The following is an 11,843-nucleotide window of genomic DNA, read 5'->3' as shown; positions in this document are numbered from 1 at the left end:
ATCAAGGTTACAGACCAAGAGCTTGATACTATCGCAATCGAACGAAATTCTTTTCATGGTGAGTGGAACTATATTATCAAACCCAAAGTAGTCAGTTAATTGTTCAAGTTATTTTTACATAACTCCTTAGTAGTTTTATCAAACATTTTAACCTATAGAACACAAATCTAATGAGCAACAGCGCCACCACTTGGCTTCACCTTTTTGAGGAATAAAATAGCAATTCCACTTAGTAATAATGCAATACCAATAAAGTAGAAACAATCGTTAAAAGCCATTACAAATGCTTCCCGGCGGACGATGTTGGATATAGATGCGATCGCCTGATTTTGTGCTGTACTTAAATCTGCTCCTTTACTGACAAAAAACTGCGTCATTTGGTCAATTCGCTGTTGAGTTTCTGGGTTATATAAAGATACTCCATCACCCAATCTATTCGAGTGGAATTGCTCTCTATTTGCTAATAAAGTCGCTAAAGAAGCAATTCCGATAGAACCACCCAGATTCCGCATCATATTAAATAAACCACTTGCCGAACCTGCTTCTTTCGGACTCAAACCAGCAGTAGCAATAGAACTAAGCGGCACCATAATTAGGGGTTGTCCCATTGCGCGCACAAATTGCGACCAGCGTAATTGATCTAACCCTGTTTCATTAGTCATTCCAGAGTTCATAAATGCACTGATGGAAAACAAAGTCACACCAAAAGCTACCATGAAACGCACGTCAATGCGTTGCATCAATTTTGGTATGAGGGGAATAATAAATAGTTGGGGAATACCAGCCCAAATTAATACTTCACCAATTTGCAGAGCATTGTATTTTTGAATTTGAGCGAGATACAACGGTAAAATATAAATTGAACCATACAATCCTACTCCCAACGACACATTGACAATACTGGCTAATCCAAAGTTCCGCCTAAGTACAAGCCGTAAATCAATAAATGGTTGTTTACGAGTTAATTCTATAAAGAAAAATATCGCCAAAAAAATTGCCGCAATTATACTTAAGCGCACAATTAATGCCGAACCAAACCAATCTTTACGGCTACCTTCTTCTAAAACAACTTGTAGGGAACCTAACCCAATAGCCATTGCAATAATTCCCCACCAGTCACCTTGTTTGAGTAAATTAATTTGGGGTTTTTCTTGCTTAATTCCGTACCAAACACCAGCCAGCATTAATGCCCCTGGAATTACATTTATATAAAAGTTGTATTCCCAACCAAAATTTTCGGTTAACCAACCTCCTAATGTTGGCCCAATTGAGGGTGCAAAAACTGCACTAAACCCAAATGCAGCCAGTCCGACTGATTGTTTTGATTGGGGTAAAGTTGTTAAGACAACTGTCATAGCAGTGGGAATTAAAACTCCTCCGCTAAAACCTTGTAAGGCACGAAATAAAATCATGGAATTAAGATCCCATGCCCAAGCACAGCATATAGAAAATAAGATAAAGAGTGCAGTGTTGACTAATAAATAACGTTGCAGAGAAAATACTCGTGACAACCATCCTGTTAAAGGAATTACTACAATTTCTGCTACAAGATACGCGGTAGAAATCCAAGAACCTTCTTCGAGAGTTGCTCCTAAACTTGCTTGAATATCTTGCAGTGAAGCATTAGTTATTTGAATATCCAATACCGCCATAAATGCACCAAGCATACTGGCTAATACACCAATCCAGGTTCTTAGCGGTACACGCTCTGGTGGTAAAGCAGGATTTTGCCCTTGCTGACGAATTACACCTGTATTAGCCATAAATTTGTTCCAGTTTGAAGGTTAAGTAGCAAAAAACTTTATTATTGAATCTTATAGCAATATGTTCTTTGCCTCTGCGTGAGCTTGAATCAGCAACGCTAAAAATTAGAAAAGAATTGCTATAAAAAGCCTTGTTAACATAAATCTAAATTTAAATGCGGTTATTTATCTTAAACTTCTGGAGCCGTACTAATGCCTTTTCGCTCATAAATTGGACGCATTATTTTCCTTAAAGCAGGTAACTGTCTGCTAAAAATAATTGACCCTAAAATGCAAGCTATTCCATCAATAATTAAAGTGTTGGGAGCGCCAATATGACTTGCTAGGAAACCTCCTAATAAATTACCTACCGGAATCATTCCTAAAAATGACATTGTGTATAAGCTCATCAATCGCCCGCGTTTATCGTCTTCAACAATGGTTTGTAAAAATGTGTTGCTAGCAGCAATCTGGAGAATTGTTCCTAAGCCAACAAATAACATTGTAAATAAAGAGAGTGGTAAAAATCTAGATAAAGAAAAGGCAATTAGACCAGTTCCTAAAATTGCTGGAGCTAGAGCAATCAATTTACCAATTCCTAAGATTGTTTGGCGCGTAGCTAGATAAATACCACCAGTTAAGGCTCCAACTCCAGATGCCGCCATCAAAAAACCCAAACTTTCTGCACCACCTTTGAGAACTTGTTCGGCAATAACGGGGACGAGAATAGTGTTTTGCAGTCCCATCAGGCTAACTAAAGCTGATAGCAATAAGACGGATCGAATGGGTGGGAAGCTAAAGGCATATACAAATCCCTCTTTGACTTTTTGTAAGGGATTACCATCAGTTACCGAATTTTTCCAAGGTTTAACTTTCATTGCTAATAAAGCGGCGATTACAGCAACGTAGCTCAAACCATCAATTAAAAAACAATAGCCAGTTCCAACGCCAGCAATTAATAAACCCCCGATCGCAGGGCCAATTAATCGCGCACCGTTGACCATCGTAGAATTAATTGCGATCGCATTGGCTAAATCTTCTCTACGCTCAACCAATTCTGGCACAAAAGCTTGACGGGCTGGCGCATCTAAGGCGTTAATAAATCCTTGGAACAAGCTCAAGGCGATGATGTGCCATACCTCAATCACTCCAGTTAGCGCCAGCGCTGCTAATGTTAACGATTGAATCATCGCCAAAACTTGCGTACCAATTAAGGTACGATACCGAGAAAAGCGATCTACAAATACTCCGCCAAAGGGAGCTAAAAAAAAGTTAGGAATTTGACTCGAAAATCCCACAACTCCCAGCATGAATGGGGATTTTGTCAAGTCATAAACTAGCCAAATTGTGGCAAGTTGCGTCATCCACGTCCCAATTAGGGAAATACCTTGCCCGGCAAAAAACAACTGGTAGTTTCTTGACCTTAAAGCAGGTAGTAGCGGTTTTTTCATCTCAGGCTTGCTTTATACCAATCTGCTTTCATAGATATCATCTCACCTCATCTCTATACGCCTCTCTTTAGATGTAACAGAATCTCATAGACAGAAAGAGGTTTTTCATCTGTTTTAAGCCGATTTGGTATTACTTGACTTCCACCGCAACCTCCGCAGACATCCCAGGAGTAATCCGCGATTCGTATCCTTGAATGCTCTTTTGGTCAAAAACTACTTTTACTGGAATGCGTTGGACGACTTTAGTAAAGTTACCTGTAGCGTTATCCGGTGGCAATAAGGCAAACTGAGCGCCGGAAGCTGGCGAGATACTGTCAACACGACCGATAAAGGTGTGATGAGGGAAACTATCTAGCTTGATTTCTACTGGCTCTCCTGGGCGCATCTTTTCTAATTGAGTTTCTTTGAAGTTCGCAACAACCCAATAGTTGTTATCCACGATCGCCATTAATGGTGTTCCTACTGCGACTCGGTTGCCAACTTCCACATTTTTCCTACCTACCCGTCCGGCACTGGGGGCGGTAACATTGGCATAAGATAGTTGCAATTGTGCGTCTTTCAGCGATGCTTCTGATTGCGCGATCGCTGCTTTTGCCGCTTCGTATTGACTGCGCTTAACTGTGGTATCTTGTCCGCCTGCGGTAGCTTGTTGCAATCCTCCCTTAGATGCTGCTAATTTAGCTTGGGCGTTGGTGACATTTTCTTGCGCTTGTGCTAGTTGAGACTGGGCTTGGGCGACACCAACTTTGGCTGAGGCTAACTTGGCTTTAGCTTGTTCTACTCCCTGAATTGCGGCGTTTTTCTGTGCCGTCGCCACATCATAAGCAGCCTTGGCTGTATCTAATTGCTGACGAGGAATCGCACCTGTTTTATACAATTCGTTGTAACGATTGTAATCTGCTTGGGCTTTTGACAAATTGGCGTTTGTTTGCGCTACCTCCGCTTGAGCCGCGGGAATCCCAGCTTGAGCTTCTTGGACTGCTGCTTGGGCGGCGGGAATCCCAGCTTGAGCTTCTTGGACTGCTGCTTGGGCTGTAGAAATTGCTGCTACTGCACCACTGACATCTCCTTGCGCTTGAGTTGTCTTACCAGTGGTGGTTTGTGAACTTAAAGCAATATTTGCTTGGGCGGCTTGCGCTTGACCACGAGCATTTTCGAGGGCGGCTTGTGCTTGTTGTACTTTACTTTGATAGTCTCGTGGATCTAATTTCACCAACAATTGTCCCGGTTGCACCAGTTGGTTGTCATTCACCAGCACTTCACTTATTGTTCCGGGAATGCGGCTACTAACTTGGTGAATATTTCCCGCAACCGTGGCGTTGTCTGTTTCTTGGTGGGTGGAGGCGTATTGCCAGTAGTGAAAACCAAAACTACCTGCGGCGATCGCACCCACGCCTAATCCAGCCAAAATTAAACCAGTCGGTCTTTTCCGTTTCGGTGGAACTTCTTTCTCGATCTCTGGTGCTTCTGTTGTGGATGTATCTGCGGTAACAGTTTCTAAACTCTCTAAATCGGGAACCACTTCTTTTTCTAAAATTGGGGTCTTGTGTCCATTGCGTCCGTTAAATGTGTTAGCACCCATGATTCTTAACTTCCTTGCTCGTTCAATAACTTGATTAATAGTCGTTTATTTAGAATGCGTAATATTCTCTGAAAAAAATTCTTATTTCCTTAGCATGCGTAATATTATCTCAAAATAAATCTTTACACTGCCTCCCCCGGTCGGGTGATTATGAAATCATCTTTAAGATAGGTTAGCGATCGCTCGATTCAAGATTTGGGAAAATAGTTCTCGATCGGCAAAGGAAATACCATCCATTGCTTCATCACGCACGGCTGCGGCGATTGGCGGTAAAACAGCTTCTAGTTCCTTACCTGCATCCGTGAGCCAGATGCGCCAGATGCGCCGATCTTGAGTGTCGCGTTCTCGACGCACCAAACCGCGTTCTTCCATCCGATCGAGTACGCCTGTTAAAGTCCCTCCCACTTGTTTGAGTTTGTCCCCAATACTAGAAGTAGGTAAACCATCTTCTTGCCAAAGACAACACAACACCAACCAGTGAAATGGCGTCAGTCCAAAGGGTTCTAGCCTCTCAGTAAACTTGCGACTCAGCAGTTGTGAGACTAATTTGATTCTGTAGCCCAAATTATATGGTGCCAGATTTTGCTGCCACGACTCTAAGGTTGAGGAGTGATTAGATGTAGAAACCATTTAGTAAAATACTTAGTGTACGTAATATTATAACTAAATTAAGATTTTTTAGCAATAGTTACTTTACATCTATCTTAGGGAAGAATTTGAATAAACTGGTACTCTTTTACTGTACCAAGAATGCGGTAAGACCGAGGTAATTTAGCGGGCTGGTCAGCATAGATCCAAGCATAGCTCAAAACTGGTATTTGCGAAATAGAGGCTACTTGTTCTTTTAATCCAGACAGTTCGGCTTTCATGACCTTTAGTTCTGGGTAAAAAACAGAGCGTTGCGAGAATGATTGACTTTATAAATGACCGATCAGTACTTGAAGATTGTACAATCATAAAAATTGAAAAAAGCTTTTGATTTTCCTAATTAACATAATCAGGACTTACACACTCAGATCCCCCAACCCCCTTAAAAAGGGGGCTTTAGAAGTTCCCCCCTTTTTAAGGGGGGCTAGGGGGGATCTAGGTTTCAAGCTTCAGTGCGTAAGTCCTAATAATTTATTCAGACATAGACGCGCCTAATGCTAATTTCACAATTACAAAAAGTTTTAACAGCACCTATTACTCAAAAAAACAGACAAAATCAATCTAAATTGACTGTTATTTTTTGGTACAGTCTCAGTCTAACTTTTGCTGTTGGTTATATTTTTCTGGGGCTGCGACAAGCTTTCACCAGCAAATATATAGTGAGCGACGATGCACGGGAATATATTTCTTGGATCTATCGTTACTTTAACCCAGATTTATTTCCTGGAGATTTAATTGCTGATTATTTTCAGTCAGTGACACCAATTGGGTATGGTATTGTTTATAAAATAATTGCAGCTTTAAATATAGATCCAATTTTATTTGGCAAGATTTTTCCATTAGTACTGGGAATAATTACAACTAGCTATTGCTTTGTAGTTTGTATGGAGATATTACCAGTACCAATGGCAGGGTTTATCGCCTCTTTACTTTTAAATCAAAGCCTTTGCCTTCATGATGACCTATTTTCTGCTACTCCTAGAGATTTCATTTATCCCCTATTTTTAGCTTTTATATATTATTTAATCCGGTCTTCTGTAGTTAGTATATTAATTGTATTTGCGCTTCAATGTTTAATCTACCCTATCATAGGTTTTATCAATTTATTAATTTTACTTTTGAGATTATTTCGCTGGCAGAATGGGCAGATAACTATTTCTCGTAACCGAAAAGATTTTATTTTATTTGTAGCAGCCACTATAACTGCTGGCGTCCTAATTTTACCTTATACTATTCAATCATCGCAATTTGGCCCGACAATTACTGCTGCTGTTGCGAGAACTATGCCAGAGTACTGGGATGGAGGAAGATTCAGGTATTTTAGTCATAATATTATTAGTTTTTGGTTTGATGGTAGAGATAGCGGTTTTTTTGCTTTAATTGCACCTCCTCAACTATTATTGGGTTTATTATTACCAATTATCCTGAAATTCCAGTCTCACTTTCTCCTAGCCAAACAAGTAAAGGATGAAGTCAAACTATTGCTACAGGTAGTAATAGCTAGTTTAATCATGTTTTTTACTGCCCATGCCTTAGCTTTTAAACTGCACTGGCCAAGTCGCTACACCCATCATACTTTTAAGATAGTACTTGCTCTTGCAGCAGCAATCTCTATTACCTTAATTTTAGATGCTACATTTCGATGGTCGAGACAAAATGGCAGACAAATTTTAATCTTGGGGACTATTACGATCCTTGGTGCAGGACTCGTTTTGTACCCTAGTAGCTTAAAAGTTTTTCCCAAAACCCCTTATTTAGCAGGTCAAGCCCCAACATTATATAATTTTTTGCAAAAGCAACCGCAAAATATTGTCATAGCCTCTACTTCCCAAGAAGCAGATAACATACCCATCTTTGCTCAAAGAACAATTTTGGTGGGTAAAGAATATGCATTACCGATCCATACAAAATATTACGCTCAATTTCGCCAGCGGATGATTGACCTGATTAATGCCCAATATACTGATGATATTAATCAGATTAAAGACTTTATTCAAAAATACCACGTAACTTTTTGGTTATTAGAACGTTCTGCATTCTTTCCAGAATATATAACTAAAAACACTTGGCTACAACAATATCAGCCAGCAGCACAACAAGCGAACGCAAATTTACAGAAGGCTCTACCTGTTTTAGCGACATTAATTAACTCTTGTGCAGTTATTGAGACTGATAATTTAGTCCTTCTCAAAACAGAATGTATCAAAGCAGTAGGGAAGACTTGAATATAATGTCTTAGGGAAGAAATTGAATCAACTGGTACTCTTTGACAGCGCCGATAATGCGGTGAGGTCGAGATAATTGAGAAGACTGGTTAGCATAGATCCAAGCATAGCTCAAAGCTGGTACTTGCGAAATAGAAACTACTGGTTGAGGGCGAGTAGGAAGATAGAAATTAAGCAGTACTTTTGTTTTAGCATCCATCTCCACATAGTACGTAGGATGAGATTGGAGAATTGAAGCGATCGCACTTTGTTGTAAAAAAGTTTTTAAACCAGAGTTATAGTCACTTAACAGACCGATGCTACCTATCGCCGCCAAGGCCAGCCAACAGGGAATTAGCCAACCTGCAATCCAATAACGCGCTGTGAGAAACTTTTTGTCAAAGTGGTAACGAGCAACCCACACCACAGGTAAAATTAACCAACCCAAGCCCATAGCCAAGCCAATACTTGCATACTTGCGGATATCAGAACTACCCCAGCTAAAAATGCCAATACTCGCTATAACAAGTAAAACACCTAATCCACCCAAGCCATAACTGAGGTTTCGGGGAAGATTATTTCTTGCAAAAAGATTTAATGCATTTACTTTACCTTTTTGAAGAGGGAATTGTGGGATAATTCCTATTTGATAAATATTCCCTAGCCAGTTTAAACCCACAGATGCAAACAAAGCGATGAACGGATAAAGGCAAAGACTATAGTGAGATAAACGAGTGCTAAAAATAGTAATTTCTACAAATAAAACAAGTGGAAAGCCAACTAATATTAACTGGTAACGAGGAATGGGACGACGGAGAGTCAAAAACAAACCTACAAGTCCGAAAAAAGCCCAAGGAAATGCGTTTATAGGAATATTCCAGACATAGAATAGTAGTCCATTATATTTTCGCTCTTCAGAACCTAGTTGTACAACAAACTTGAGTAACTCTTCAAAACTATTATTTCCGTAGTGCAGCCAGCTTAACCACAGCCAAATACAGGTAGGTATTAAACCTACGAAAAAACCTAAATATAAAATTGGGTTAGTAAGATGACGATGACGGCGATGTTCCCAAATTAAATAAGGTAATAAAGCTATAATTGGCAAAAAAATCATAAAGCTTCTAACTAAGAAGCCTAAACCTAAACTTAAACCAGCTAGAAAACTCCACCAAGAGCGGTATTTGGGATGTAATTCCGTTTTGATTAAAGACAAAATAGCTAAAAGCACCAAGAGAACCATTGGTACATCAGGTGTACTTAAGCGAGAGTATTGCAGCCAGAGAAATTCCACACTTAAAATCGCAGCAGCTAGCCAACCTAATTTTTTGCCTAGCATAATTTTGCCAATTTCATACACAAGCCACAAACTGAAAATGCTTGCAATCATACTAGGAAGACGCGCACTAGTATCACTGATACCAAACAGCTTGTAGAAACTGGCAATTAACCAATAAGGGCCAGGAGTTTTATGATGTGCTGTTTCCCAGGGAGCTATCCAATTACCAGAATCAAACATCAGACGGGCACGTGATGCGTAAAGCCCTTCATCATGTGCCATCAGGCTATTATGTCCAGAAGTAAATAGTAATAAGGGCAGTATCCAAACTAACAAACTAAAATAGGGTAATGATGCGATTAGGCGGATTTGTCGCCAAATATGCTGTAAGAAGCGTAGTTTATATAACATTAAATTGATAAAAATTGAATGCTGCTATTTAGGTATTTTGCTGTTATTAAAATATGTTACATAGTGTTTGTGAAAAAATATCTGAAATTGCCGCAAATTTCGGAAACAGTTCTCCAAAACAGAGATTTATGCAGTTAAGACCGAATCAGCGCTTGAAATTAGATGACACAGACGATAAACTGTTCTACGCCTATCCTCGCTTCGTCACCCATGTCGATGAAGGATTTATTCAACAGCTAACGGATTTATACCGCGATCGCCTCAAACCTAACACCCGCATTTTTGATATGATGAGCAGTTGGGTGTCTCATCTACCAGAAGAGATGGAGTTTGACCATGTGGAGGGACACGGACTCAACGCTGAGGAATTAGCACGTAATGCCCGCTTAAATCATTACTTTGTGCAAAATCTTAACGAAAATCCCCAGCTACCTTTACCAGATGGAGATTTTGATGCTGTTCTCAATTGCGTATCTGTGCAATATATGCAATATCCAGAAGCAGTCTTTTCCGAAATGTACCGTATCCTAAAACCCGGTGGTGTGGCAATCATCAGCTTTTCTAACCGGATGTTTTTTGAAAAAGCGATTCAAGCTTGGCGGGAGGCTTCAGAAGCACAGCGAGTAGAATTAGTCAAAGCTTATTTCGCGTCAGTTCCAGGATTTACAATCGCAGAAGCGATCGCTCATAAATCAACATTACCAAATTTATTACAGTGGTTGGGTGCAGTTGGAGGAGATCCGTTTTATGCCGTTATAGCTTACCGCAGTTAAGCCAAATATTCACTAGTACAATGTCTAAGCTAGTGCAAGAGCTTGTAGTAAGCACTAAAGTGCTTAAAAAATAAGGACTAAATTCCTTACTACGAACTTATTTACTTGCTCAAAATTAAAATGCTTTTGTATATAGATAATTTGTGTAGATGAATTATTGGTTAATGAAATCAGAACCAGAAGCCTATAGCATTGCTGACCTTCAACAGCAGAAAGAGACTATCTGGGACGGCGTTCGCAATTATCAAGCTCGCAACTTTTTACGCCTTATGGATGAAGGGGACTTAGCTTTTTTCTATCACTCCAGCACGAATCCCCCCGGTATTGCTGGGTTAATGCGTGTAGTCAAAAAAGATATTGCTGATCCGACCCAGTTTGAGCCAGAAAGTAAATATTACGACCCAAAATCAAGTTCTGAATCGCCTCGGTGGCAAACAGTTGTAGTGGAATTTGTTGAGACTTTTTCTAACCCCATCTTGCTACCAATACTCAAAGAGAAGTTTAGCGCCGAAGAGTTAATGTTGGTGAGACAAGGAAATCGATTATCAGTGATGCCTGTCCCTGAAGCAGTAGCTTTGAAGATTCTGGCGATGAAAAAGTCCTAGTGGTCTATCGCATTAATTTTGCTGGGTTGGATAAATCTTTGAAAGCTTAACTCTTGCGTCTTCTGTACGAAAACGCCAATTTATACGAACCTTTCTCCAAATGTTCCCCAAATATAATACCCCCAGTCCCTCTTCCTTATAGGTCTGGGTGAATCTGATATATTGCAATCTTAAAAACAATTAGTATTACTATTCAGCATTACAAATGCTCTTGGACGTTTCAAAAGTTAATATAATCAAAACATAATTATTGTAATTCTGTTTTAGAAACCAGCTGTATTGCCTTGATTTCGTAGATTAATTCCTATAAAATTTGAATTAAGTAGATTAAACATTGACAGTTTAGTTCTACTAATAAACGAAATTCATGGCAATCAATACCTTCGCCAATTTACGAGTATTGGCCTAGATCAAACCTAAGATTTTGCAGGCTTGTTTTTTGCCTTATAGCAAAAACAAGCCTGTAAAATCCTATGTGGTTCTTGTAGAAGGAATTTATAGTATCGTGTCCGTTTGGACTAGGGCTTTACGTTTTGCTTAACAGTCAACCACGGTCTTGTGTTGGACTATTTCGCCAAAAACTAGACGACCTCTATTTTTTGCGAAGGTATTGATGGCAATAAAACTCAATTTATCAAAGGAGAATACTCGTGTCTTATCTCACAAAGCTAAGTCAGTCACCACGTCTAATAACTCTTGCTGTTTGTAGTACGATGTTGGCTACCATTCCCATTGATGCTGCTTTTGCAAGGCCAACCTCTCGTAGTACTTATCAAAATTCTTGTCGGAACATTGGCGTTTCTGGAGATATTCTAACAGCAAGCTGTCGTAGAATAAATGGCACATACAACCTAACATCAATTCGGATTCGGGGAATCGAGAATATTGATGGAAAATTGAGGTACACTGGTAGCTCCACAGCCCCTAGCACTTATCAAAATTCTTGTCCGGCCATTGGTGTTGCTGGAGCCACCCTATCAGCAAGTTGTCGTAGAATAAATGGCACATACAACCCAACATCAATTCGGATTCGGGGAATCGAGAATATTGATGGAATCTTGAGGTATTCATAGATAGCAAGTAGGATGCAATTAGAGACAGCTTTACTGCCCGAACCTTTTGAGTAAATGAACTACCCCACCTGAATT

Annotated in this window: 10 protein-coding genes; 4 read left to right on the top strand and 6 right to left on the bottom strand. The window is 39.8% G+C overall.

The window, feature by feature from the left end; genetic code table 11:
* Nucleotides 1-167 precede the first annotated feature (167 nt).
* The 5 genes from AC1F2U_RS06935 to AC1F2U_RS06915 all read right to left on the bottom strand — a co-directional run bounded on the left by AC1F2U_RS06935 (nt 168) and on the right by AC1F2U_RS06915 (nt 5,644).
* Nucleotides 168-1,763 carry a DHA2 family efflux MFS transporter permease subunit gene (locus AC1F2U_RS06935; protein ID WP_480260436.1) on the bottom strand — a complete coding sequence of 532 codons (1,596 nt, stop codon included), beginning with the start codon at nt 1,761-1,763 and terminating at the stop codon, nt 168-170.
* A gap of 170 nt (nt 1,764-1,933) precedes the next feature.
* Nucleotides 1,934-3,193, bottom strand: a complete 1,260-nt coding sequence (locus AC1F2U_RS06930; protein WP_480260435.1) for an MFS transporter — start codon at nt 3,191-3,193, stop codon at nt 1,934-1,936.
* A 130-nt stretch (nt 3,194-3,323) separates the two neighbouring features.
* On the bottom strand, nt 3,324-4,775 hold the full coding sequence (locus tag AC1F2U_RS06925) for an HlyD family secretion protein (RefSeq protein ID WP_480260434.1): 1,452 nt from the start codon (nt 4,773-4,775) through the stop codon (nt 3,324-3,326).
* Nucleotides 4,776-4,937: 162 nt separating this feature from the next.
* Nucleotides 4,938-5,405: a MarR family winged helix-turn-helix transcriptional regulator gene (locus AC1F2U_RS06920; RefSeq protein ID WP_480260433.1), complete on the bottom strand. Its 468-nt coding sequence runs from the start codon at nt 5,403-5,405 to the stop codon at nt 4,938-4,940.
* A 74-nt stretch (nt 5,406-5,479) separates the two neighbouring features.
* Nucleotides 5,480-5,644: a hypothetical protein gene (locus tag AC1F2U_RS06915; RefSeq protein ID WP_480260432.1), complete on the bottom strand. Its 165-nt coding sequence runs from the start codon at nt 5,642-5,644 to the stop codon at nt 5,480-5,482.
* Between the two features lie 273 nt (nt 5,645-5,917).
* Here AC1F2U_RS06915 and AC1F2U_RS06910 point away from each other — a divergent pair, with 273 nt between their 5' ends.
* Nucleotides 5,918-7,648: a hypothetical protein gene (locus AC1F2U_RS06910; protein ID WP_480260431.1), complete on the top strand. Its 1,731-nt coding sequence runs from the start codon at nt 5,918-5,920 to the stop codon at nt 7,646-7,648.
* Between the two features lie 10 nt (nt 7,649-7,658).
* On the opposite strand, the gene AC1F2U_RS06905 is transcribed toward AC1F2U_RS06910, so the two are convergent.
* Nucleotides 7,659-9,317, bottom strand: a complete 1,659-nt coding sequence (locus AC1F2U_RS06905) for an ArnT family glycosyltransferase (RefSeq protein WP_480260430.1) — start codon at nt 9,315-9,317, stop codon at nt 7,659-7,661.
* A gap of 128 nt (nt 9,318-9,445) precedes the next feature.
* On the opposite strand from AC1F2U_RS06905, the gene AC1F2U_RS06900 reads away from it, so the two are divergent.
* The 3 genes from AC1F2U_RS06900 (at nt 9,446) to AC1F2U_RS06890 (ending at nt 11,768) form a co-directional block, all read left to right on the top strand.
* Complete coding sequence (locus AC1F2U_RS06900; RefSeq protein WP_480260429.1) at nt 9,446-10,090, top strand: class I SAM-dependent methyltransferase; 645 nt, start codon at nt 9,446-9,448, stop codon at nt 10,088-10,090.
* Between the two features lie 149 nt (nt 10,091-10,239).
* A complete protein-coding gene (locus tag AC1F2U_RS06895; RefSeq protein ID WP_480260428.1) occupies nt 10,240-10,695 on the top strand; it encodes an EVE domain-containing protein in 456 nt (151 codons plus the stop codon).
* Between the two features lie 650 nt (nt 10,696-11,345).
* Nucleotides 11,346-11,768 carry a mannose-binding lectin gene (locus tag AC1F2U_RS06890; protein WP_480260427.1) on the top strand — a complete coding sequence of 141 codons (423 nt, stop codon included), beginning with the start codon at nt 11,346-11,348 and terminating at the stop codon, nt 11,766-11,768.
* The last annotated feature ends 75 nt before the right edge of the window (nt 11,769-11,843 follow it).

It is taken from the genome of Nostoc sp. LEGE 12454, from assembly GCF_056620565.1.
This window is presented reverse-complemented; position numbering and strand designations above follow the sequence as displayed.